Source organism: Streptomyces ambofaciens ATCC 23877 (assembly GCF_001267885.1).
GTDB classification, from domain to species: domain Bacteria; phylum Actinomycetota; class Actinomycetes; order Streptomycetales; family Streptomycetaceae; genus Streptomyces; species Streptomyces ambofaciens.
This window is the reverse complement of sequence record NZ_CP012382.1, coordinates 6,660,594-6,681,515: the sequence shown is the minus strand read 5'-3', so window position 1 is coordinate 6,681,515 and position 20,922 is coordinate 6,660,594. Positions and strand designations below refer to the sequence as shown.

Below are 20,922 nucleotides of genomic sequence, written 5' to 3'. Positions count from 1 at the left end.
ACCCGCCCCCGAGCACTACCACCCCCGAGCGGCACCCGGGAGGGCAGCCCCATGGATCTCTCGTTTCTGCACCCCCTCTACGAGCATCAGGGGCCTTGGGCCTCCGTGTACGTCGATCTGTCCCGGCACGCGGAGGACACCGCCCACGAACGTGAGCTGACGGCCGCCGCGGTGGCCCGGGAGCTCGCGGCCCAGGGCGCGGACGAGGCGACCTGCGAGGCCGTGCGGGAGGCCGTGGACGGGCTGCGCCACGCCACCGATCCGCACGGGCGGGCCCTGTTCGCGTGCGGCGGCCGGGTGGTCCTGGACCCGCCGCTGGCCCGGCCCCCGTACGGCGGGACCACCGCCGACTGGGCGCCGCTGCCGCACGTGGCGCCGCTGCTGGACCTGGCCGGCGAGGACCCGGTGTGCGTGGTGGCGTACATCGACCGCAAGGGCGCCGACTTCGAGCTGCGCAGTGCGCTGGGCAGCTCGGACGCGGGCGGCGTGACCGGCCGGCAGTGGCCGGTGCACCGGACCAGCAGCGCCGACTGGTCCGAGCGCCACTTCCAGCTGCGGGTCGAGAACACCTGGGAGCACAACGCCGCGGAGATCGCGGACGCGCTCGCCGTGTGCCAGGAGGAGACGGGCGCGGACCTGATGATCCTGGTGGGCGACGACCGGGAGCGGCGGTCCGTGCACCAGCGGATGCCCAAGCGGCTGCAGGACCGGATCGCCGAAGCCTCCCGCGGCGCCGGGAGCAGGCTGCTGGACGAGGAGGTGGAGGGGCTGCGCGTCGACCACGTCCGCTCGCGCGCGCGGGAGGACCTGGAGCGGTTCCTGGCCGCCCGCGCACCGGACGGCGAGGGCCGGGCCGGTGCGGCGGAGGGCGTGCCCGCGCTGGTGGAGGCGGCCCGGGAGCACCGCATCGACGAGCTGCTGATCATCCCCGACGGTCCGGACACCCACCGCGAGGTGTGGGTCGGCGAGGACGCCGACCAGCTCGCGGTGCGCCGTACGGAGCTGACGACGCTCGGCGAGCAGACCTCCTGGTCAGCCCGCGCGGACGACGCCCTGCTGCGCTCGGCGGTGATGACCGGTGCCCCGGCGATCTCGGTGACGCCGGCCCTCCCGTCCGAGGCGGCGGACAAGGCGCCGGTGGGCGGTCTCGGGGCGCTGCTGCGCTGGAAGTGACCTCCGGGCCGCGTCAGCGGGCCCGCTCCACCCGCCGTTCGTCCCAGACCGGCTCCGCCGTCTCGCGGACCCGGCCGTCGCCGCCGAAGACCAGGTAGCGGTCGAAGGAGCGGGCGAACCAGCGGTCGTGGGTGACCGCGAGGACCGTGCCCTCGAAGCCCTCCAGGCCTTCCTGGAGGGCTTCGGCCGATTCCAGGTCGAGGTTGTCGGTCGGCTCGTCGAGCAGGAGGGCGGTGACGCCCTGGAGTTCCAGCAGGAGGATCTGGAAGCGGGCCTGCTGGCCGCCGGAGAGGCGGTCGAAGGTCTGCTCGGCCTGCTGGGTCAGCTCGTAGCGGCGCAGCCGGGACATGGCGGCGCCCCGGTCCTGGGAGTGCTCGCTCCACAGGATGTCCAGGAGGGTGCGTCCGAGCAGTTCCGGGTGGGCGTGGGTCTGCGCGAAGTGTCCGGGCACGACGCGCGCGCCGAGCTTCCAGTTCCCGGTGTGCGCCACCTCGCCGCCGGCGAGCAGCCGCAGGAAGTGCGACTTGCCGGAGCCGTTGGAGCCGAGGACGGCGACCCGTTCGCCGTAGAAGACCTCCAGGTCGAAGGGTTTCATCAGGCCGGTGAGTTCCAGCTGCTCGCAGGTGACGGCGCGTACGCCGGTGCGGCCGCCCTTCAGGCGCATCCTGATGTCCTGCTCGCGCGGCGGCTCGGGCGGCGGGCCGGCCTCCTCGAACTTGCGCAGCCGGGTCTGGGCGGCGGCGTAGCGGGAGGCCATCTCGTGGCTGACTGCGGCCGCCTGACGCAGCGTCAGCACGAGCTTCTTGAGCTGTGCGTGCTTCTCGTCCCAGCGGCGGCGCAGCTCCTCGAAGCGGGCGAAGCGCTCGCGCCGGGCCTCGTGGAAGGTGGCGAAGCCGCCGCCGTGCACCCAGGCGTCGGCGCCCGCGGGGCCCGGTTCGAGGGAGATGATCTTCTCGGCGGCGCGGGCGAGCAGCTCCCGGTCGTGGGAGACGAACAGCACGGTCTTGCGGGTCTCCGCGAGCCGCTCCTCCAGCCAGCGCTTGCCGGGCACGTCGAGGTAGTTGTCCGGCTCGTCCAGCAGCAGCACCTCGTCGGTGCCGCGCAGCAGGGCCTCCAGCACCAGCCGTTTCTGCTCACCGCCGGAGAGGGTGCTCACCTGCCGCCACTGGGCGCGCTCGTAGGGCACGCCCAGCGCGGCGGTGGTGCAGATGTCCCACAGGGTCTCCGCCTCGTAGCCCTGCGCCTCGGCCCAGTCGGCGAGCGCCTGCGCGTAGCGCATCTGGGCGGCCTCGTCGTCGACCGTCATGATCCCGTGCTCGGCGGCGTCGACGGCGCGCGCGGCCTCGCGGATCCGGGGCGGTGCCACCGACACCAGCAGGTCGCGGACGGTCGTCTCGTCCCGGACGGAGCCCACGAACTGCCGCATCACCCCGAGCCCTCCGCCGACGGTGACGGTCCCGCCGTGCGGCTTGAGCTCCCCCGCCAGCATGCGGAGCAGGGTGGTCTTGCCCGCTCCGTTCGGTCCGACGAGGGCCACGACGGCCCCCTCCCCCACCCGGAACGACGCGTCGCCGAGCAGCGCCCTCCCGTCGGGGAGGTAGTACTCCAGGTGTGCGGCTTCGAGATGGCCCATGGGACCGGATTCTGCGGCTCCCACCGCTTCCCGGGCAAACCCATTTCGTCCGCCGCGGACGTGGGCTCGGGCACGTCGGGCGCGCCACCCGCAGGAAACGCCGCCCGCAGGGTAGGCGGGAGGCATGAGCCCCGACGTAGACCTCACCGCCCTCACCCCCGGCCCGCACCCGGTCCGCAACGGTTTCCTGCGCCTGGACCAGCGTGCGTTCGAGGCCGTCGCCGCCCGTACCTGGCCCGGTGCCGATCCCCTGCTGCCCCGGCTGAGCCGCGGCGCCAACCACGGCGTGCTGTGGTTCGCGGCAGCGGCGGCCCTGGCCGCGTCCCGCACGCCGAGGGCCCGTCGCGCCGCCGCCCGGGGCCTCGCCTCGCTGAGCCTGGCCTCGCTGACGATCAACACCCTCGGCAAGCGCTCGGTCCGCCGGGCCCGCCCCGTCCTCGACCCGGTGCCGCTGGTCCGGCAGCTGAAGCGGCAGCCGATCACGACGTCCTTCCCGTCCGGGCACGCTGCGTCGGCCGCCGCGTTCGCGACCGGCGTCGCGCTGGAGTCGCCCGCGTGGGGCGCGGCGGTGGCCCCGGTGGCCGCCGCGGTCGCCCTTTCCCGCGTCTACACCGGCGTCCACTTCCCGAGCGACGTGCTGGCCGGTGCGGCCCTCGGGGTGGGGGCGGCGTTCGCCGTACGGGGCATGGTGCCCACGCGGGCCCAGCTCACCCCGCCGGCCCGGCCGCGTGCCGAGGTGCCGGCGCTGGCCGGGGGCGAGGGGCTGGTGATGGTGGCCAACATCGGCTCGGGCACCTCGGAGCGGGTGCGGGCGCTGTGCGACGCGCTGCCCGAGGCGGAGGTCGTCGAGTGCGAGCCGCAGGACGTCCGGGCGGAGCTGGAGAAGGCTGCGGGCCGTGCCCGGGTGCTGGGCGTGTGCGGCGGCGACGGCACCGTGAACGCGGGGGCCGAGACCGCGCTGCGGCACGGGCTGCCGCTGGCGGTGCTGCCCGGCGGCACGCTGAACCACTTCGCCTACGACCTCGGCGTGGAGGACGTACGGGACCTGTGCCGGGCGCTGGAGCGGGGGGAGGGCGTGCGGGTGGACGTGGGCCGGTTCGCCTCCGGCGGGCAGCGCGGCGTCTTCCTGAACACCTTCAGTCTCGGTGTGTACCCGGAGCTGGTGCGCGAGCGGGAGCGCTGGTCGTCCCGGATCGGCGGCTGGCCGGCCGGTGTGCTCGCGGCCGTACGGGTGCTGCGGGCCGACCGGCACCCGCTGGAGGCCGAGGTGCGGGGCCGCAGGCGGCCGCTGTGGATGCTGTTCGCGGGCAACGGCACGTACCACCGCCGGGGCATCGCCTCGGGCCGCCGGCTGGACCTGGCGGACGGGCAGCTGGACGTGCGGGTGGTGCACGGCGGCCGCCGGCCGGCGCTGCGGCTGCTGTCCGCGGCCCTCGCGGGACCGCTGACCCGCTCCCCCGCGCATGCCGCGGTCCAGGTGGGCCGACTGCGCCTGTCCGGGGTCGCGCCGGGCACGCTGATGGCGTTCGACGGTGAGCTCACGGAGACGGAGGGCGACCTGACGCTGGAGAAGCTGCCCGAGGCGCTCACGGTGTACCGGCCGCTGCCCGGTGGCGGACTTCTCTCCTGACGCACTCCCCGTTCACTGACGCTCCGTCAGTCCACATGGCGATATCGGGGTCTCAGCATCCGGCCGAGGGGCGTACGGTGACCGCACCGTCGGGAGAGCCGGGAGACCTACCATGCCGAAACCGCGGGAGACCGCCGTCTACACGCACGGGCACCACGAGTCCGTGCTCCGTTCGCACACCTGGCGCACCGCCGCCAACTCCGCCGCCTACCTGCTCGGTTCACTGAAGCCCCACATGAGGATCCTGGACGTCGGCTGCGGTCCGGGCACCATCACCGCGGACCTCGCGGCCCTGGTCCCGGACGGGCACGTCACCGGCGTGGACCGGGCGCCGGAGATCGTGGAGCGGGCCCGCGCGACGGCCGCCGGGCGCGGGGCGGCCAACACCGACTTCGCGGTCGCCGACGTGCACGCGCTGGACCACCCGGACGACACCTTCTGCGTGGTCCACGCCCACCAGGTGCTCCAGCACGTGGGCGACCCGGTGCGGGCACTGCGGGAGATGAGGCGGGTCGTGAAGCCGGGCGGGATCGTCGCCGTCCGCGACGCGGACTACGGGGCCATGACGTGGTACCCGGCGTCGCCGGGCCTGGACGACTGGCTGGATCTGTACCGCGGGGTGGCCCGCGCCAACGGGGGCGAGCCGGACGCCGGACGCCGACTGGAGGCCTGGGCCCTCGAAGCGGGCTTCACGGACGTCACCTGCACCTCCGCCACCTGGACCTTCTCCACCCCCGCCGAACGGGAGTGGTGGAGCGGCCTGTGGGCGGAGCGCACCCTGGCGTCGGCGTACGCCGGGCGCGCCGTCGAGGGCGGCCACGCGACGACGGAGCGGCTGCGGGCCGTCTCGGCGGCCTGGCGGGAGTGGGGAGAACGGCCGGACGGCTGGTTCAGCGTCCCGCACGGGGAGATCCTGTGCCGAAAGGAAGTCCGGAACGCGCCTGATCGGTAGATTTCAGGACATCAGTACGACAGGAGGTTCACCATCATGGTTCCACTTCTGCTCGTACTGCTTCTCGTGATCGTTCTCTTCGGCGTCGGATTCGCCGTGGAGATCTTCTGGTGGATTGCCGTGGCAGTCCTGGTCCTGTGGCTGCTGGGCTTCCTGGCCCGCGGGACGACGGCCGGCGGCGGCAGGGGCCGCTGGTACAGGTGGTGAGCCAGGACGGCGCACCACACCGCACACGACGAGGCTGCCGCCCCGGGAGGCTCACTCCCGGGGCAGCAGCGGTCCCAGCGGCCCGAGGTCCAGGTTCAGGTCCTCGGGCCGCAGTCCGTAGCGGTCGCGCAGTTCGGTCATGCGGTCGTCGAGGAGCATCAGGGTGAGCCCGATCCGCTCCTCCTGCTCCTCGCTCAGGTCGCCCTCGTCGACCCGGCGCAGCGCCTGGCGCTCCATGAGCTGGCGCAGCAGCTCGACCACGGTCAGCACCAGCTTGACCAGGTCGCGCTCGACCGTGTCGGGGTCGAGGTCGAGACGCTTGCGGGGCTCGGGATGCTCGCTCACGTCAGTCCCCGAACGGCGAGGGTACGGTGCGGTTGACCGAGCTGATCAGCGCGTTCAGATCGATGCGGACCAGGTCGACGTCGGCTATGCGCAGGGTGACGTCGCCGGTGATGACCACTCCGCCGGCCAGCAGCCGGTCGAGGAGGTCCACGAGCGCGATCTCACGGCGTTCGACGACGGTCACGGTCCCTCCCCGGGGCTTTCCTCGCCGGCGAAGGAGTAGGCGGCCCACGGCCCGGTGAGTTCCACCCGCATCCCGGGGACGTCGTCCTTCGTACGGTCCACGTTCTCCACGAACTCCTCGGAGGCGTCGCGCCGCACCAGGTAGGCGGCATTGAGCACGTTCCGTCCGGCGGCCCCGGAAAGACTCGGGTTCTGCGGCGCGTGCAACCGCGCGTCGTCGGCCCGCGCGGACAGCGTCTCGTGCAGGCGCGTCGCGAACTCCTCGGCCCTGGTCCACAGGTCCTCGTCGGCTCGCGTCTGCATGCGCCGCTGTCGCAGGTAGTCCCGGCCCGAGGCGGGCTTCGGGGCGGGCTGCGCCGGCCCCGAAGCCTTCTCCGGTTCCGTCTCGACGTACACCTTGACGCCCCATTCCACCCGTCCGTCGAGCCGGTCGAGCGTGCGCCGGAAGGCCTCCTCCCGCTCCTCCATCATCACGCGTACGCCGCTGTCGTCCCGGAAGACGGTGGCCAGCCGGAGCGGCAGCGGGGTGGTGACGGCGGTGAGCGCGTCGATGACCTGCTGATGGGCACGGGCGGTCCCGGAGAGCCAGTCCAGGTCCTCCAGGTGGGCGCGCAGCGCCTCCTCGGAGAAGTCGGCCTCGGGGACGTGGCTGACGACGGCGACGAGGCCGCCGTGGGGCAGCAGGCGGGGCGGATCGCCCGCCACCCCCGTCAGCTGGGTCTTGAGGACCGCGTCGAAGGGGCGGCAGACGGCGTACACGTACCGCAGTCCGGTCACGGCGCCTCCCTCGGTACGCGGCCCGGGTCGAGCTCGCGCAGGCGTTCACGCAGTTCGGCGTTCTCCCGGGTGAGTTCGTCGCGCCGGGCGCGCGAGGAGAGGGCGGGGTCGCTCTCCCACCAGTCGATGCCCATTTCCTTGGCCTTGTCGACGGAGGCGACGATGAGCCGCAGCTTGATCGTGAGCAGCTCTATGTCGAGCAGGTTGATCCGGATGTCGCCGGCGATGACGACTCCCTTGTCGAGCACCCGCTCCAGGATGTCGGCGAGATTGGCGCTCTGTCCCTGGCCATAGGGATCGGGCAACCGGCTGGGTGTGGTCATCGACGACTCCCGCTGTCGGCGTCCTCGTGCTCCTCACGGGACGCGTACTCGTCCTCGCCGGCTTCCTTGTCCTCCTCGTACTCGCCCTCGGGCTCCTCGTACTCGCCCTCCGGCTCCTCGTACTCCTCGTACTCCTCCTCGGGCTCGCCCTCCGGCTCCTGCTCGTACTCGGCGTCCGCCTCGCTCTCCTCCTCGGCGTGCGGCTCCTCCTCCTCGCCCTCGTACTCCTCCTCGGACTCCTCCCCTTCCGGGCCGTCCTCCTGCGCCTGCCCGTCCTGCTCCTCCCGCTCCTCCTCTTCCTCGGCGACGGCGTCCTCGTGGCTGCGGACGACCTCGCCGTCGCGGATCTCACCGCGCCAGCCGTCGTCCGCCTCGCCCTTGAGGGTGATGTGGCGGACGTAGTTCTTCAGGTCGAGGCGGGCCCGGCGGCCCTGGGCGCGCCAGATGTTGCCGGTCTTCTCGAACAGGCCCTTGGGGTAGTACTCGATGACCAGGATCACGCGGGTGAGGTTGTCGGCGAGCTGGTGGAAGCTGACGACGCCCTTGGTGGTGCCCTTGGCGCCCTCCGACGTCCAGGAGATCCGGTCGTCCGGCACCTGCTCGGTGGTCTTCGCCTTCCAGCTGCGGTTGGACCAGAAGACCTTCAGCTGCCAGTCGGACGACGTGTCGTCGGCGCGGTTGGCGCTCTTGACCCCCTTGGCGAAGGTGCTGAAGTCCTGGTACTGGGTCCACTGGTCGTAGGCCGTGCGCAGCGGGACACCGACGTCGACGTACTCGATGATGACGGTCGGCTTCTGGCCGCCGCCGCCCTTCTTCCGCCCCCTGCCGCCGGTCAGGTTCTTGAAGGCGCCGACCACGTTGTCCTTCACCTTGCCGGCGCCGACCTCGAACGCGGCCCGCATCGGGCCCTTGCCCTCGGCGAGCTTGCGGCCACCGTCGAGGGCGAGCTTGGCGAATCCGGGGCTGTTGCCCTCGGCTATGTCGTTCAGCTTGCCGGTGGTCTCGCCGAGCTTGGTGCCGACGCCGGTCAGCAGCCGCGTGACCTGGGCCGCGAGGTACTCCTGCACCTCCGCCTTGAGCCGGTCGGCCGCCTCGCTCTGGGCCACGTCGGCGAGCGGGTTCTTCTTCGCCGCCTTGCCCGCGGTGGAAGCCGCGGAACCGAGGGTGTCGGTCATCGCTCACCACCGCCCTTCGTCTGCCGGGGGCCGGCGCCGCGGGCGGCGCTCCTGGCCCCGGCGGCCTTCTTGCCCGCCGCCTTCTTGGCGGGCTGGGCCCGCTTCGCGGCGGCCTTCTTCGCGGGTGCCTTGGCCGCGGTCTTCTTCGCCGGCGCCTTCTTGGCCGCCTTGCGCGCCTCGGGCGGAGCCTTCTTCGCGGCCCGCTCGTTCCGCGGCTCGCGGCGTTCCCGGTCCCGTCCCTCGGACTCGCGCTCGTCCTCGTGCTCGTCCTCGGGCGGCTCGTCCTCGTGGTCGTCGTCGTGCTCGTCCTCGTCGTACTCCTCGTACGGCTCCGAGTCCTCCGAGTCCTCGGAGTCGCGGGAGTCGACGCCCGGCGCCTTGGACGCCACGCCGGAGAGCTGGTCGCGCACCTGGGCGGTGCGCCCGTGCAGTCGATCGGCGAGCGCGTCGATCTGCCGCTCGACCATGGCACCCGAGGCCGCCTTGCCCACGCCTCGCAGATCCGTGCGCAGCTGGTCCCCGATCTCCTTGAACTGGGGGTTGTTCTGCAACTGCGTGGAGACCAGCTCCGCGATGCCCTTCGGGGTCAGGTTCATCTTCTTGCCCGCCACCATGGTGCCCACGGCGACCGCGAGTTTCAGTTTCTTCGTACGTCCCAGCAGATAGCCGGCCCCTACCGCGAGGCCGAGTCCCACTCGATTCATGGCGCCGTCCCGTTGCCCAATCCCGCGCTCGTGCGCGTAGCGATCTCCAGCCGGTCCAGAAGCCCGTCCTCCTGTCGGTCGAACTCCTCCTCGGTGATCTCGCCGGCCTCCAGCTGCTCCTCCAGCCGCGCAAGTTCGGCGCGGACCGTGGCGGGGTCGTAGTAGATCCGCTCGGCCTCGTTCAGCACCTGTCTGATGGCCCAGGCACCGCCGCGCGCCGGGGCGAGCGGCAGCATCAGGACCTCCGAGATGAGTCCCACGTCCTCACTCCGTTCCGACATCCATCCCGCCGGCCGCGGTGCCCGCGGGCTCGGCCGGACCGGGCTCGACGAAGCTGTACGGCGGCAGGGGGCCGTTCACGCGCACCTCCAGGTGCGGCATGTCCTTACGGGTCCGTTCCACGGCGGCGAGGAACTCCTCGGCCGCGTCCTGCTTCACCAGGTAGGAGACGTTGGCCAGCCACCCGGTGGACTCGGGACCCACGCTCACGGCGTCGGCGACCGGTTCCAGGGCCCGCTCCAGCGCGAGGGCGTCCTCGCCCTCCTTGCTCTGGACCGCCGCCGCGACCATCTCGCCGAGCTGGATCTTGCTCTCGTAGCTGCCGCCGCCCGACTGCCGGTTGGACTCGGCCAGCGCCCGGATCTCCGGGTTGTCGGCCATCACGTGGTGCAGCACGGCCTCTTCGACGTGGTTGGCCTTGACGTTGTACTCGACCCGGCCGTCCAGCGCCGCGAGGCGCTCCTTGTAGTGGTCCGCCCGCTCGGCGAGCACGCCCGTGACCGCGCCGTCGTCCGGGGCGACGCTGCCGAAGCGCATGGGCAGCACACAGCCGCCCGCGCCCGCCTCGCTGAGCACGTTCTGGTGGGCGAGCAGCTCCCTGCGCTTGGGCCGCAGGCCCTCGGGCGCGTCGCTGACGACGGCCGCCAGCTCGCCCACCTTCAGGATCCGGACCTCGCGTGGCGGCTCACCGACACCGGCGATGCCCTCGGGGAGCGAGGGGTGCGAACCGGCGGTGATGCCGTAGACGTACGTGCTCACTCCTGCTCCTCCTTACGGCGCGAGGGCGCCGACTTGCGGGCCCGCGGTCGCGAGGCGGTCTCCCGCTCGGAACCACCCTCGTCGCGGGCCTGCTTGAACGCGTCCGAGATGGTCTCGGCGGCACCGGACAGCGCCCCCTTGGACTTGCCCTTGGCGCCGGACTCGGTGATCGATCCGACCAGGTCGGGCAGGCCCGGGTCCTTGCGCGGCCCGGCCTCCAGGTCGAGCCGGTTGCACGCCTCGGCGAAGCGCAGGTAGGTGTCGACGCTGGCGACGACGACACGGACGTCGATCTTCAGGATCTCGATCCCGACCAGGGACACGCGCACGAACGCGTCGATCACGAGCCCCCTGTCCAGTACGAGCTCGAGCACGTCGTAAAGGCCGCTGCTGCCGCCTCCGCCGCCGGTCTGTTGTGCCGGTACGACAGTCATGCCAGCAATCCCTCCATCTCGTCTGTGGGTGTGTGTGTCCGGTCGGACGGCCTAGCGGCCGCCGCGCGTGTCCGCCCGGCCGCGCTCGTAGCGCCTCACGCGCCGGTAGCCGGTGAGCTGTCCGTCGGGGTCCAGCTCGACCTGGTAGCTCGCCATCAGGCTCATCGTGTCGGGGACGCGCTCGAGCTCGAGGACCTCGACCTCCAGCGCCCATCCCTCCTCCGTCTGCTCGAAGGACGACACCGACTCGGCGGTCATACCGGTCAACTCGGCGAGCTGGGCACGCGCCTCGCGCAGAATCTCCATCGGCCGGGGCCGACGCGTCTCCTGTGTCTCCTGAGACTTCTGCGTGTTACGCGACTTCTGTGACTGTTGTGTCTTCTGTGATTCCTGTGAACTCTGTTGCGAGTCTTGTGATTCGGATGTGTTGTTCGTGTTCGCCATGGCCACCTCCCCTCCCGTGTGGCCGCAAGAGTGTTCGCCAAACCTCCACGGGCGCATGCATGTGCCACGCGCGCCGACGCGCCCCCGACGGTCCGACGGCCCCGGGCCGGTCAGCCGCGCAGGGCGTTCAGCCGTCGCCGGGCGGGGCCGAGCGCCCGGGCGCGGCTCATGATCCCCTCCCAGGGCTGGGTGCGGGCCTGGTCGACGGCGTCCGCGATCGTCCAGCGGCGGGCGTGCAGCCCGGGGTCGTCGAGCTGGTCCCAGGAGAGGGGCGTCGCGACGGGGGCGCCGGGCCGTGCGCGGACGGTGAGGGGGGCGACCGCGGTCTGCGCGTAGGCGTTGCGCTGGATGTCCAGGTAGAGCCGGTCGCCGCGGTCCTTCTTGCGGGCGGCGGTGGTGAGCCGGTCGGGGTGGGCCGCGGCCAGCACCTCGGCGACGTCCCGGGCGAACTCCCGTACGTCGTCGAAGTGCTGGCGGCCGTCCAGCGGCACGACCGCGTGCAGTCCCCGGGATCCGGTGGTCATGAGGCCCGAGGGCAGCTTCAGTTCGTCCAGCAGCTCGCCCAGCAGCCGGGCGGCCTCCCGGACCGCAGGGAAGTCGTCGCCGGCCGGGTCGAGGTCGAAGACCATCCGGTCCGGTCGGTCGACCTGCCCGCGCCGGGACAGCCAGCGGTGCAGGGTGAGGGCTGCCTGGTCGGCCAGGTAGAGGAGGGTGGCGGTGTCGTCGCACACGGTGTGGCGGACCATGCCGCCCTCCTTTCCCACCTCGACCCGGTCGATCCAGTCCGGATAGTGCTCCGGGGTGTTCTTCTGCATGAACCGCGGTCCGTCGACGCCGTCCGGGTGCCGCTCCAGCATCAGCGGGCGGCCCCGCAGGTGCGGCAGTATGAACGGGGCCGCGGCCCGGTAGTAGTCGACCAGATCGCCCTTGGTGTACTCCCGCGCACGTCCGTCGCCGTCGTCGCCCGCGGGGAACAGCACCTTGTCCGGCCGGTGGACCTCGACCGTGTGCCGGCCGGCCCGGACGGTCCGCACGGCGCCACCGCTCACGGGACGATCGCCTGCTCGACGAGCATCCGTACGGCGGCCGCGACGGAGTCCGCGTCGATCCCCGCGGCGCGCAGTTCCTCGGCCGGGCTCGCGGAGCCGGGCATCGTCTCGACGGCGAGCCGGACCAGGCGGGGCACGGGCCGTCCGTCGCAGAACGCGTCCAGGACCGCGTCGCCGATGCCGCCCTCCCGGCGGTGGTCCTCCACGGTCAGCAGGCAGCCGGTGTCCTCGGCGGCCTGGCGCAGGGTGGCCCGGTCCACGGGCTTGACCGAGTACAGGTCGATGACGCGGACCTGGATGCCGTCCTGCTCCAGGGCGTCGGCCGCGGCGAGGGCCTCGTGCACGGTGACGCCCGCCGCGACGACGGTGAGCCGGTCGCGGTCGGAGGAGCGCAGGACCTTGCTGCCACCGACCGGGAACTCCTCGTCGGGGCCGTAGACGACCTTGCTCCCGCCGCGCGAGGTGCGCAGGTAGCGGATGCCCTCCAGCCCGGCCATCGCGGCGACGAGGCGGGCGGTCTGGTTGGCGTCGCACGGGTACAGCACGGTCGAGCCGTGGACGGCCCGCATCATCGCCAGGTCCTCCAGGCCCATCTGGCTGGGCCCGTCCTCGCCGATGGCGACGCCGGCGTGGGAGCCGACCAGGTTGATGCCGGAGCCGCTGATCGAGGCCATGCGCACGAAGTCGTGCGCACGGGTCAGGAACGCCGCGAAGGAGGTGGCGAACGGCACCCAGCCGCGGGCCGCCATCCCCACCGCGGTGGCGACCATCTGCTGCTCGGCGATGTAGCACTCGAAGTACCGCTCGGGGTGTTCCTTCGCGAAGTACTCGGCGCGGGTGGAGTCGCCGACCTCGCCGTCGAGGGCGACGACGTCGCCGCGGGCGGTGCCGAGGGCGGCGAGCGCCTCACCGAAGGCGTTGCGGGTGGCGACCTCGTCCCCCAGGTCGTAGCGGGGCAGTTCGATCTCCCCGGTGCCGGCCGAGTGCAGCGCCCGGGCGGCGGGCGGCTCCTGCACCCGGACCGTGAGGTCGCGCGGACCGCCGAGTTCGGCGATCGCCTCCTCGGCCTCGGGCAGCGGCTTGCCGTGCTTGCCCTCGCGGTCCTCCACGGCCTGGACGCCCTTGCCCTTGAGCGTCCGGGCGATGATCGCGGTGGGCTGGCCCTTGGTGGAGAGTGCCTCGCCGTAGGCGCGGTCGACGGCGTCGACGTCGTGGCCGTCGATCTCGATCGTGTGCCAGTCGAAGGCCCGGAAGCGGCGCGCGTACGCGTCGAGGTCGTGGCCGTGCCGGGTCGGGCCACGCTGGCCCAGGCGGTTCACGTCGACGATCACGACGAGGTTGTCGAGGTGCTCGTACCCGGCGTGCTCCGCGGCCTCCCAGACCGAGCCCTCGGCCATCTCGCTGTCGCCGCACAGCACCCACACGCGGTAGTCGGTGCGGTCCAGCCGCTTCCCGGACAGCGCGATGCCGACGCCGACGGGCAGCCCCTGGCCGAGCGACCCCGTGGCCGTCTCGACCCACGGCAGCCGCTGCGGCGTGGGGTGCCCCTCCAGGCGGCTGCCCAGCTTGCGGAAGGTGAGCAGCTCCTCGTCGTCGATGGCGCCGGCCGCCTTGTAGGCGGAGTAGAGGAGGGGTGAGGCGTGTCCCTTGGAGAGGACGAGGCGGTCGTTGCCGGGGTGGGCGGGGCGCTCGAAGTCGTAGCGGAGGTGGTTGGCCAGGAGCACGGCCACCAGGTCCGCGGCGGACATCGACGACGTCGGATGGCCGGAGCCCGCGGCAGCGGACGCCCGTACGCTGTCGACGCGCAACTGCTGTCCGAGGTCGACGAGTTCACCGGTGTTCATGAGTCTCCTTCCACGGCACGGCCGTCGGTGCGCTTGACGGGGCCGGGGGCGATGTCGGGTCCGGCGGGCGGCTGGTCCGCCGGGGGTTCGGGTCCGGGGTCGGCGGGCATGTCGGCGGACCGCACCGGGCCGGGCGCGGCGCCGGCGGGCCGTGGTCTGCCGGGCTCGGCGCCCGGGCGGGGCTGGGCGGTGGCCCGGGCGGTCCCGGCACCGGGCGGCCGGCCCTTCCCCGGCGCCCCACCGGCTGACCGGCCGCTGCCCGCCTTGTCGCCCGACCGCTTGCCTGGGGCCACCTCTCCGGGCCGGTTCTTGGCCGGCTCACCACCGGGCTGGTTCCTGGCCGGCTCACCACCGGGCTGATTCCTCGCCGGCTCACCACCGGGCTGATTCCTCGCCGGCTCACCACCGTGGTTCTTGGCCGGCTCACGTCCGGACCGGCTCCTGGCCGGCTCACCACCGGACCGGCTCCCGGCCGGCTCGTCGCCGGGCCGGCTCGGCGCGGCCTCGCTCGCCGGGCCGCCTCGTCCGGGCGCCGCGCTCCGCGGTTCCGTCCGTCCCGGCACCCGCGCCACCTCCGGCGACGCCGACTCCAGGGGCACGGACCAGGAGCGTACGAGGCCCAGCTGGACGGCCTGGCGGGGCAGCACCGCGTCCAGCAGCCAGTCCGCGGCGACCCGGACGCGGTTGCCGGGCATCGCCGCGAGGTGGTAGCCGCGGGTGACCGCGCCCGCCGCCGGGCCGGACATCGGGACACCCAGCGGGTTGGCGGCCGCCTTGGCGCCGCCCAGGTCCACGACGAACCCCAGGTCACGATGGCGGTAGGCACGCCGCTCGCCGATACCGAGTGACGCGGCGACGTTCTGGGCGCAGACCTTGCCGTGCCGCCAGGCGTGCTGCGCGGTCATCGGCGTGTACTGGCCGGGCCGGCTCAGGTCGGGCACCGCGGCCACGTCACCGCAGGCGAACAGCTCGGGCCGCCCCGGCACCTGGAGGTGGGGGTCGACGAGCAGCCGGCCGCGTTCCACGGGCAGACCGAGGGACTCCACCAGGGGATCGGGCCGTACGCCCACGCACCACACCAGCGTGCGCGTGCCGACACTCGTGCCGTCGGTGAGCAGCACCCCGTCGTGCGTGGCCTCCTTCACGGAGACCCCCATCCGCACGTCGACGCCCCGCTGCCGCAGCACCCGCTCGGCGGTCCGGGAGAGCCGCTCGTCCATCTCGGGCAGCACGCGCGGCGCGACGTCCAGCAGCATCCAGCGGGGCCGCATGCCGGTGCGCATCGGATGCCCGCGCACCTGCGCGTCGGTGTACATCTGGCCGTGCGCGGCGACCTCGGTGCCGGTGTAGCCGGCGCCGACCACGACGAAGGTGCACCGCGCGGCGCACTCCTCGCGGTCGTCGGCCGCGGCGGCCAGCTCCACCTGCCGGGTCACGTGGTCGCGCAGGTACAGCGCCTCGGGCAGCCCGCGGAAGCCGTGGGCGTGCTCGGCGACACCGGGGACGGGCAGCAGCTTGTTGACGCTGCCCGCGGCGAGCACCAGCCGGTCGAAGGAGAGCGTGCCCTCGCCGCCCTCCGGTCCGCTGTAGTGCACCGTGTGCCCGTCGAGGTCGATGCCGTCGGCCTCACCGAGCACCAGCCGGACCCGCGGCAGCGTGCCGGACAGGGACACGGTGACCCGGCGCGGCTCCAGCACTCCGGCGGCGACCTGGGGCAGCAGGGGAAGGTACAGGAAGTAGTCGGTCGGGTTGAGCAGGGTGATGTCCGCCTGGTGCCGGGTGAGCCGGGACAGGGTGCGGGCCGTCCGGTACCCGGCGAAGCCGGCGCCGACGATCACGATGCGGGGTCGGCTCACGGTTCGCCTCCGGGCTGTCGCGTACCTCGTGAGCCTTCCGCGTCCCCTTGGCCGGGGCACCCAAACGTCCGCGGGGGCGACCACCGGCCCGGTTTCCCCCCTCTCGCCCGGGTACCCGGCCCGGGACCCACCCGCCCCATGTCCCGGAGGCAGCCCCCCATGCCCGAGTACGGCTATTTCCTCTCCTGCGAGCAGTACGGTCCCGCGGAACTGATCGAACAGGCGCGCATGGCCGAGCAGGCCGGTTTCCAGGCACTGTGGATCTCGGACCACTACCACCCCTGGAACGGCGAGCAGGGGCAGAGCCCCTTCGTGTGGTCGGTGATCGGCGCGCTGTCGGAGGCGGTGTCCCTGCCCGTCGAGACGGCGGTGACCTGCCCGACCGTGCGCATGCACCCCGCCGTGGTGGCGCAGGCCGCGGCGACCAGTGCGGTGATGACCAACGGACGCTTCCGGCTCGGCGTCGGCACCGGCGAGGCACTCAACGAGCACATCCTCGGTGACGCCTGGCCCGCCGCGCACGTACGGCTGGAGATGCTGGAGGAGGCCATCCTGATCATGCGCCGGCTGTTCACCGGCGAGGAGGTCAACCACCACGGCACGCACTACACGGTGGAGAACGCCCGTCTGTACACCGTCCCGGACGAGCCCGTCCCGATCGACATCTCCGGCTTCGGCCCGGCGGCGACCAAGCTGGCCTCCCGGGTGGGCGACGGCTACATCACGATGATGCCGGACGCCTCGATGGTGGAGCAGTACCGCAAGGGCGGGGGCGGCGGCAAGCTCGTCAGCGGCGGCACCAAGGTCTGCTACGACACCGACAGGGACGCGGCGGTACGGACCGTGCACCGGCTGTGGGCCAACGAGTTGCTGCCGGGCGAGCTGGGCCAGGTGCTTCCCTCGCCGAAGCATTTCGAGCAGGCCCAGACCCTGGTCACCGAGGACATGGTCCGGGACAACCGGGTCTGCGGCGACGACGCGGACGAGCACGTCGCGGAGCTGAGGGGGTTCGCCGACGCCGGCTTCGACCGCGTCTACGTCAACCAGATCGGCCCCGACCTGCGCGGCTTCTTCGACTTCTACCGTACGAAGGTGCTGCCGCGGCTCCAGGGCGGCTGACCCCGTCCCCACCCGCACCGCGGCGCCCCCGGACCTCGTCCGGGGGCGCCGCGGTGCGGGTGCGGTGACGGCAGGTCAGCCGCGGCCGTGCGGGGCACCGGAGCCGGTGTCGTCCCCGCGCGGGGCGGTCCGGCCGGCGGAGCCCGGTGCGGGCATGCCGGCCGCCGGCACGTCGGGGGCGACGGGCGGCTTCGGCGGGACCGGCATGCCGAGGCCGCCCGGCGCCGAGGCCGCGTCGCCGGCGGAGGCGGCGCCGTGGCCGGAGTGCGGCCGGGCCGCGCCCCGCAGCAGATAGGCCGCGACGCCCAGCAGGGCGGCCGTGATGAGCGCGGCGGCCCAGCCCGGCAGGCCGATGGCGAGGACCAGGCCCACGGCGAGGGCGAGGGCGGCGCCCGCGTACAGGGCGGCCGCACCGGACGCGGCGTACAGCGTGGCCTTGCGGCGCTGCTTGCGCGTCTGTTCGCGCAGTTCGTCGCGCACGGTCTCGCGTGCCACCTGCGCCAGTTCGTCGACCAGGTGCTTGTCCAGGTGTTCCAAGTGATCCATGCGGTCCATACCTTGCGGGTACCCGCGCGGGCGGCTTCCATGGGCCGGGCCGCGGGCACGGCCCCGGCATCCCCAACTAGGCTCGTCCGCATGGACATTCTGGGAGCCACCCTGCGCATCTACGTCGACGACCTGGAGAAGGCGATCCCCTTCTACGAGGGGCTGGCCGGCGGCCCGGCCCTTCGTTTCGAACGCGGCGGCGTCCAAGTCGCCGCGGTCGGCTGCTTCCTGCTGATGAGCGGACCCGAGTCCCAGCTCGAGGTGTTGCGCAAGGTGGCCGCGACGATCGCCGTGGCGGACGTCGAGGAGACCCACCGGGTCCTCACCTCCCTGGGCGCGGACGTCATCGCGGGACCGGTCCCGACGCCCGCGGGCCGCAACCTGATCGCCCGGCACCCGGACGGGGCGATCTACGAGTACGTGGACCGGCGGGCGTAGGACCGGGCCGGGCGGGTCACTCCCCGTCCGGCCGCATCCGGAAGTCGTGTCGGGCCGGGAGGGGTTGGTCGCCGAGCCGCGCCCACAGGCGGCCGATGACCTCGTCGCCCTCCCTCAGGTCGGCGACCTCGAACCCCTCGTCGAAGACGGCCCGTGCCTCCCCGTGCCGGCCCTCGGCGACCAGCAGCGCCGCCTCGGTCAGCCGGAACCGGCCGCGGGCCCGGGTCTCGGGACGCAGCCGCTCGTACACCGCGCGGGCGTCCGCCGTACGTCCGGCCGCGAGCAGTGCCTCGATCGCCTCGCGGCCGAGCGCGGCGGTGACGGCCGCCCGGTCGTCGCCGCCGCTCGACCCGCCGCTCGCGCCGGGCTCGTCCCACGGCTGCTCGCAGAGGTCGTCGAAGGCGGCGGCGTACCGGTCGGCGGCCCGCTCGTGGTGGCCGTCCTCCTGGTCGGCGACGGCGAGGCAGCGCAGCAGCGGCCAGCCCGCGTCGGCGGTCTTCAGGCCGCGTTCCCAGCTGCGCACCGCCTGCGCCCGGTCGCCGCCGTGCCACTGGGCGACGCCGAGGTGGTACTCGGCGAGGGGGGTGGCGGCCGTGGTCTCCAGCATGTCCCGCCAGGGCCGGGCGACCAGCGTCCCGCCGGGCGCTTCACGGCCCTCCGGCTCGGGCAGCGCCCCCGCGCGCAGCAGTTCCAGCCAGGGCCGCTGCTCCTCGCCCAGGGTGCTTTCCGCGAAGGGCGTGCCGGGCAGCTTCCAGCCCGCGCGCAGCACTTCGAGGGCGCCCCAGCCCGACCCGGCGGCGAGACTCTCGCCGGGCTCGGCGTCGGCGTACGGCTGCCAGGCCGCGTACGCCGCCTCGACGTCGGCGCGCGGCAGGGCCGTCTCCAGCCGGTCCTCGGCCTCGCGCAGCACGGCGTGCCACTCGCCCTCGGGAGACGCGTCGAGCGGTCCGTACGCCTCCAGCCAGGACACCTCGCTCTCCGCCTCCAGCCTGACGTGCTCCAACTGGGTGCGGGCGAGTCCGGCCTGGATCTCGCAGTAGCCGCCGGTGCCGGGCTCGGTGAGCCACTCCTGCCAGCGCCGCCCGCCGGGCCCCGTGCCCCACACGAAGAGCTTGCGGCCGCGCAGCACGTCGGTCGACGTCTGGACCAGCCCGTGGCCCGCCTCGTCGAGCGCGGCGATCCAGCGGCGCCGGCCCTCCGGCACCTCGTAGAACCAGTCGGCGGGGTAGCGGCTGTTCTTCGGGTACGTCCGGTCGGCTCCGTCGTGGGCCGGCACGGGCACCCGGCGCAGCCGCCGCTCGTAGCCGAAGAGCCACGCCTCGTCGGCCGGGGCCAGGACGCGCCGTTCCTCGGGGACGGCGATGTTGGACCACCAGTACGTCGCCGCCGGGCGCTCGTGCGGGTTGCGGATCCGGGCGCCGACGTACAGGAAGTCCGAGCCCTCCGGCAGCCACAGGTCGACCTGGAAGGGCAGGTCGCGCAGCCGCTCCCACTCCCACAGGCGCAGCATCTCCCCGCCGTCGGGGGCGGGCACGCGGGCGGCGTGCACGGGCGAGCAGGAGAGGGTGGTGTGCCCGGTGGCGCCGATGTTCCATTCGATGCCGCCGGAGTACCAGGCCCCGTTGAGGGCGAAGTTGGCGGGTTGGAACACGGGGTTGACGTAGAGGAGTTCGCGGTCGGTCGGCTTGTGGTGGAGGGAGGCGACGCGACCGCCGAGACCGGGCAGGACGGTGGCCCGCAGCCGGTCGTTCTCGATGACGAGGGCGTCGAACTCCCGGTCTTCCCGCACCCGGTCGTAGCCGTCCCTGACCCGCAGGGGCAGCAGGCTGCGCAGCGGCTCGTGGCCGACCTGGCGGGCCATGTCGCGGGGCAGGCCGGCCCGGTCGCGCTCGTCGATGCGGTGGGCCTCGTCCAGGGGGCGCAGCGGCGGCAGGGGGTTGTCCGGTCCCAGCGGCGCGGCGGGCAGGGTCAGTACCTCACGTCGGATCGTCGTCACGCTTCCCCATGGAAGCCGCTCACCGGTGCCGTGAACAGGGGCGCCACCGGTCGCGTCGGCGCGATGTGGCTCACGTTTGACCGCCTGGGCGCCGTGCCGGTGGCGGCGTAGGGTCGGGCGGTCGGCACGGTGACGAGGAAACGGCACGTCGAGGAGGGGCACGTGAGCGAGCAGCACACCTACCGGGTGATCGTCCGGGGGACCTGGGAGGGGCTGACCGGACAGGCCCGTGACCGGTTGCTGGCCGAGGCCGCCGACCACGGGATGGCGAGTATGCGGTTCACCGAGGAGGGCTCCCTGTCCTACGAGCCCGCGCCGCTGAAGCACTTCTCGATGCGCTACGTCGTGGTGTCGGACGCCGCGGACGGCGAGGAGATGGCGGGCGCGATCGCCGAGGACCGGGCGGAGACCACCCTGCGCGGGCTCGGCTACGGGTTCCGGGAGCTGCGGTCGACGGTGACGGACCTCGACACGATGAAGATCAACCGGAGGTCACGGTCTCGGCGGTGATCGCCCAGCGCTGATGGTCCCGCCAGGCCCCGTCGATGAAGAGCATCCGCGGCGAGAAGCCCTCCAGGTGGAAGCCGCAGGCGCGGGCCAGGGCGATCGAGGCCGCGTTGCCCGGCTGCACGTTGATCTCCAGCCGGTGCAGCCGCATCGGCCCGAAGGCGTGGCGCACGACGAGGTCCAGTCCCTCCCGCATCAGCCCGCGCCCCGCCGCGTGCGCGAAGGCGCCGTAGCCGAGCGCGCCGCTGAGGAAGCCGCCCTGGACGATGTTGTTGATGTTGACGAACCCCGCGATCGAGCCGCCGCCGGCTTTCACAGTGTCCTTCTCGCACACCAGGAACCCCGCCTTGGTCGGGTCCTCGATGAGCCGGGACGCGTAGGCGTCGTACGCCTCGGCGCTGTCCGGCGGGAAGAGCCAGGGGTGGTGCAGGTCCTTGCTCTCCCGGGCCCGGGCGGTGAACTCGGCGCCGTCCTCGTGGGTGAAGTGCCGTATGCCCACGCGAGGGCCCTCGGCGAGGTGGCGGGGTGCGTTGTGCGGCATCCCGCCAG

At 73.4% G+C, this 20,922-nt stretch carries 24 protein-coding genes; 7 read left to right on the top strand and 17 right to left on the bottom strand.

The genetic code is table 11. The features are described from left to right. Positions 1 to 51: 51 nt before the first annotated feature. The gene (locus SAM23877_RS29485) at positions 52 to 1,173 is read left to right on the top strand and encodes a baeRF2 domain-containing protein (protein WP_053139620.1); all 1,122 of its coding nucleotides are present in this window, start codon (positions 52 to 54) and stop codon (positions 1,171 to 1,173) included. 13 nt (positions 1,174 to 1,186) lie between these two features. On the opposite strand, the gene SAM23877_RS29480 is transcribed toward SAM23877_RS29485, so the two are convergent. Further along, complete coding sequence (locus SAM23877_RS29480; RefSeq protein ID WP_053139618.1) at positions 1,187 to 2,806, bottom strand: ABC-F family ATP-binding cassette domain-containing protein; 1,620 nt, start codon at positions 2,804 to 2,806, stop codon at positions 1,187 to 1,189. A 124-nt stretch (positions 2,807 to 2,930) separates the two neighbouring features. Here SAM23877_RS29480 and SAM23877_RS29475 point away from each other — a divergent pair, with 124 nt between their 5' ends. The 3 genes from SAM23877_RS29475 to SAM23877_RS29465 all read left to right on the top strand — a co-directional run bounded on the left by SAM23877_RS29475 (position 2,931) and on the right by SAM23877_RS29465 (position 5,595). After that, on the top strand, positions 2,931 to 4,436 hold the full coding sequence (locus tag SAM23877_RS29475) for a bifunctional phosphatase PAP2/diacylglycerol kinase family protein (RefSeq protein ID WP_053139616.1): 1,506 nt from the start codon (positions 2,931 to 2,933) through the stop codon (positions 4,434 to 4,436). 112 nt (positions 4,437 to 4,548) lie between these two features. Next, a complete protein-coding gene (locus SAM23877_RS29470; RefSeq protein ID WP_053139614.1) occupies positions 4,549 to 5,388 on the top strand; it encodes a methyltransferase domain-containing protein in 840 nt (279 codons plus the stop codon). Positions 5,389 to 5,424: 36 nt separating this feature from the next. After that, positions 5,425 to 5,595 carry a hypothetical protein gene (locus tag SAM23877_RS29465; RefSeq protein WP_053139612.1) on the top strand — a complete coding sequence of 57 codons (171 nt, stop codon included), beginning with the start codon at positions 5,425 to 5,427 and terminating at the stop codon, positions 5,593 to 5,595. Positions 5,596 to 5,646: 51 nt separating this feature from the next. Here the strand turns inward: SAM23877_RS29465 and SAM23877_RS29460 are convergent, their stop codons facing one another. The 13 genes from SAM23877_RS29460 to SAM23877_RS29400 all read right to left on the bottom strand — a co-directional run bounded on the left by SAM23877_RS29460 (position 5,647) and on the right by SAM23877_RS29400 (position 15,767). After that, a complete protein-coding gene (locus tag SAM23877_RS29460) occupies positions 5,647 to 5,940 on the bottom strand; it encodes a gas vesicle protein K (protein ID WP_053139610.1) in 294 nt (97 codons plus the stop codon). A 1-nt stretch (position 5,941) separates the two neighbouring features. Next, positions 5,942 to 6,124 (bottom strand): gas vesicle protein, encoded by a 183-nt coding sequence (locus SAM23877_RS29455; RefSeq protein WP_053139608.1) that lies wholly within the window; start codon positions 6,122 to 6,124, stop codon positions 5,942 to 5,944. Further along, positions 6,121 to 6,900, bottom strand: a complete 780-nt coding sequence (locus SAM23877_RS29450) for a GvpL/GvpF family gas vesicle protein (protein WP_053139606.1) — start codon at positions 6,898 to 6,900, stop codon at positions 6,121 to 6,123. Before SAM23877_RS29450 ends, SAM23877_RS29455 begins: the two co-directional genes overlap by 4 nt. After that, complete coding sequence (locus SAM23877_RS29445) at positions 6,897 to 7,223, bottom strand: gas vesicle protein (RefSeq protein WP_053139604.1); 327 nt, start codon at positions 7,221 to 7,223, stop codon at positions 6,897 to 6,899. Before SAM23877_RS29445 ends, SAM23877_RS29450 begins: the two co-directional genes overlap by 4 nt. Beyond that, positions 7,220 to 8,398, bottom strand: coding sequence for an SRPBCC family protein (locus SAM23877_RS29440; protein WP_053139602.1), 1,179 nt, complete (start codon positions 8,396 to 8,398; stop codon positions 7,220 to 7,222). The genes SAM23877_RS29445 and SAM23877_RS29440 overlap by 4 nt, the downstream gene beginning before the upstream one ends. Further along, complete coding sequence (locus SAM23877_RS29435) at positions 8,395 to 9,102, bottom strand: hypothetical protein (protein ID WP_053139601.1); 708 nt, start codon at positions 9,100 to 9,102, stop codon at positions 8,395 to 8,397. Before SAM23877_RS29435 ends, SAM23877_RS29440 begins: the two co-directional genes overlap by 4 nt. Continuing rightward, positions 9,099 to 9,362, bottom strand: a complete 264-nt coding sequence (locus tag SAM23877_RS29430; RefSeq protein WP_053139600.1) for a gas vesicle protein GvpG — start codon at positions 9,360 to 9,362, stop codon at positions 9,099 to 9,101. Before SAM23877_RS29430 ends, SAM23877_RS29435 begins: the two co-directional genes overlap by 4 nt. 4 nt (positions 9,363 to 9,366) lie before the next feature. Further along, positions 9,367 to 10,140: a GvpL/GvpF family gas vesicle protein gene (locus SAM23877_RS29425; protein WP_053139598.1), complete on the bottom strand. Its 774-nt coding sequence runs from the start codon at positions 10,138 to 10,140 to the stop codon at positions 9,367 to 9,369. Next, the gene (locus tag SAM23877_RS29420) at positions 10,137 to 10,574 is read right to left on the bottom strand and encodes a gas vesicle structural protein GvpA (RefSeq protein ID WP_053139597.1); all 438 of its coding nucleotides are present in this window, start codon (positions 10,572 to 10,574) and stop codon (positions 10,137 to 10,139) included. The genes SAM23877_RS29425 and SAM23877_RS29420 overlap by 4 nt, the downstream gene beginning before the upstream one ends. A gap of 51 nt (positions 10,575 to 10,625) precedes the next feature. Further along, the gene (locus tag SAM23877_RS38070; protein ID WP_079030822.1) at positions 10,626 to 11,018 is read right to left on the bottom strand and encodes a gas vesicle protein GvpO; all 393 of its coding nucleotides are present in this window, start codon (positions 11,016 to 11,018) and stop codon (positions 10,626 to 10,628) included. 110 nt (positions 11,019 to 11,128) lie between these two features. Then, complete coding sequence (gene ligD / locus SAM23877_RS29410; protein WP_053139593.1) at positions 11,129 to 12,067, bottom strand: non-homologous end-joining DNA ligase; 939 nt, start codon at positions 12,065 to 12,067, stop codon at positions 11,129 to 11,131. Continuing rightward, complete coding sequence (locus SAM23877_RS29405) at positions 12,064 to 13,911, bottom strand: transketolase (RefSeq protein ID WP_053139591.1); 1,848 nt, start codon at positions 13,909 to 13,911, stop codon at positions 12,064 to 12,066. The genes ligD and SAM23877_RS29405 overlap by 4 nt, the downstream gene beginning before the upstream one ends. Then, positions 13,908 to 15,767, bottom strand: coding sequence for an NAD(P)/FAD-dependent oxidoreductase (locus SAM23877_RS29400; protein ID WP_053139589.1), 1,860 nt, complete (start codon positions 15,765 to 15,767; stop codon positions 13,908 to 13,910). Before SAM23877_RS29400 ends, SAM23877_RS29405 begins: the two co-directional genes overlap by 4 nt. 159 nt (positions 15,768 to 15,926) lie before the next feature. Here SAM23877_RS29400 and SAM23877_RS29395 point away from each other — a divergent pair, with 159 nt between their 5' ends. Continuing rightward, entirely contained in the window at positions 15,927 to 16,886 is a 960-nt protein-coding gene (locus SAM23877_RS29395; RefSeq protein ID WP_053139587.1) for an LLM class F420-dependent oxidoreductase, read from the top strand. Positions 16,887 to 16,961: 75 nt separating this feature from the next. Here SAM23877_RS29395 and SAM23877_RS29390 read toward each other — a convergent pair whose 3' ends face one another. Then, positions 16,962 to 17,441 carry a phage holin family protein gene (locus SAM23877_RS29390; RefSeq protein WP_053139585.1) on the bottom strand — a complete coding sequence of 160 codons (480 nt, stop codon included), beginning with the start codon at positions 17,439 to 17,441 and terminating at the stop codon, positions 16,962 to 16,964. 81 nt (positions 17,442 to 17,522) lie between these two features. On the opposite strand from SAM23877_RS29390, the gene SAM23877_RS29385 reads away from it, so the two are divergent. Next, positions 17,523 to 17,870 carry a VOC family protein gene (locus SAM23877_RS29385; RefSeq protein WP_053139583.1) on the top strand — a complete coding sequence of 116 codons (348 nt, stop codon included), beginning with the start codon at positions 17,523 to 17,525 and terminating at the stop codon, positions 17,868 to 17,870. Between the two features lie 16 nt (positions 17,871 to 17,886). Here SAM23877_RS29385 and SAM23877_RS29380 read toward each other — a convergent pair whose 3' ends face one another. Further along, the gene (locus SAM23877_RS29380) at positions 17,887 to 19,866 is read right to left on the bottom strand and encodes a DUF5107 domain-containing protein (RefSeq protein ID WP_053139581.1); all 1,980 of its coding nucleotides are present in this window, start codon (positions 19,864 to 19,866) and stop codon (positions 17,887 to 17,889) included. A 162-nt stretch (positions 19,867 to 20,028) separates the two neighbouring features. Here SAM23877_RS29380 and SAM23877_RS29375 point away from each other — a divergent pair, with 162 nt between their 5' ends. Continuing rightward, the gene (locus SAM23877_RS29375; protein ID WP_053139579.1) at positions 20,029 to 20,376 is read left to right on the top strand and encodes a DUF6204 family protein; all 348 of its coding nucleotides are present in this window, start codon (positions 20,029 to 20,031) and stop codon (positions 20,374 to 20,376) included. Here the strand turns inward: SAM23877_RS29375 and SAM23877_RS29370 are convergent. After that, positions 20,348 to 20,914: a GNAT family N-acetyltransferase gene (locus SAM23877_RS29370; protein WP_053139577.1), complete on the bottom strand. Its 567-nt coding sequence runs from the start codon at positions 20,912 to 20,914 to the stop codon at positions 20,348 to 20,350. The genes SAM23877_RS29375 and SAM23877_RS29370 overlap by 29 nt on opposite strands. Positions 20,915 to 20,922: the final 8 nt, after the last annotated feature.

Bases quoted from the DNA above. Each gene is read 5' to 3' on its own strand.
- SAM23877_RS29470 (WP_053139614.1), top strand. From the start codon at position 4,549: ATGCCGAAACCGCGGGAGACCGCCGTCTACACGCACGGGCACCACGAG.
- SAM23877_RS29465 (WP_053139612.1), top strand. From the start codon at position 5,425: ATGGTTCCACTTCTGCTCGTACTGCTTCTCGTGATCGTTCTCTTCGGC.
- SAM23877_RS29385 (WP_053139583.1), top strand. From the start codon at position 17,523: ATGGACATTCTGGGAGCCACCCTGCGCATCTACGTCGACGACCTGGAG.
- SAM23877_RS29475 (WP_053139616.1), top strand. From the start codon at position 2,931: ATGAGCCCCGACGTAGACCTCACCGCCCTCACCCCCGGCCCGCACCCG.
- SAM23877_RS29370 (WP_053139577.1), bottom strand. From the start codon at position 20,914: ATGCCGCACAACGCACCCCGCCACCTCGCCGAGGGCCCTCGCGTGGGC.
- SAM23877_RS29480 (WP_053139618.1), bottom strand. From the start codon at position 2,806: ATGGGCCATCTCGAAGCCGCACACCTGGAGTACTACCTCCCCGACGGG.
- SAM23877_RS29445 (WP_053139604.1), bottom strand. From the start codon at position 7,223: ATGACCACACCCAGCCGGTTGCCCGATCCCTATGGCCAGGGACAGAGC.
- SAM23877_RS38070 (WP_079030822.1), bottom strand. From the start codon at position 11,018: ATGGCGAACACGAACAACACATCCGAATCACAAGACTCGCAACAGAGT.
- SAM23877_RS29440 (WP_053139602.1), bottom strand. From the start codon at position 8,398: ATGACCGACACCCTCGGTTCCGCGGCTTCCACCGCGGGCAAGGCGGCG.
- SAM23877_RS29420 (WP_053139597.1), bottom strand. From the start codon at position 10,574: ATGACTGTCGTACCGGCACAACAGACCGGCGGCGGAGGCGGCAGCAGC.
- SAM23877_RS29390 (WP_053139585.1), bottom strand. From the start codon at position 17,441: ATGGACCGCATGGATCACTTGGAACACCTGGACAAGCACCTGGTCGAC.
- SAM23877_RS29395 (WP_053139587.1), top strand. From the start codon at position 15,927: ATGCCCGAGTACGGCTATTTCCTCTCCTGCGAGCAGTACGGTCCCGCG.
- SAM23877_RS29485 (WP_053139620.1), top strand. From the start codon at position 52: ATGGATCTCTCGTTTCTGCACCCCCTCTACGAGCATCAGGGGCCTTGG.
- SAM23877_RS29405 (WP_053139591.1), bottom strand. From the start codon at position 13,911: ATGAACACCGGTGAACTCGTCGACCTCGGACAGCAGTTGCGCGTCGAC.
- SAM23877_RS29435 (WP_053139601.1), bottom strand. From the start codon at position 9,102: ATGAATCGAGTGGGACTCGGCCTCGCGGTAGGGGCCGGCTATCTGCTG.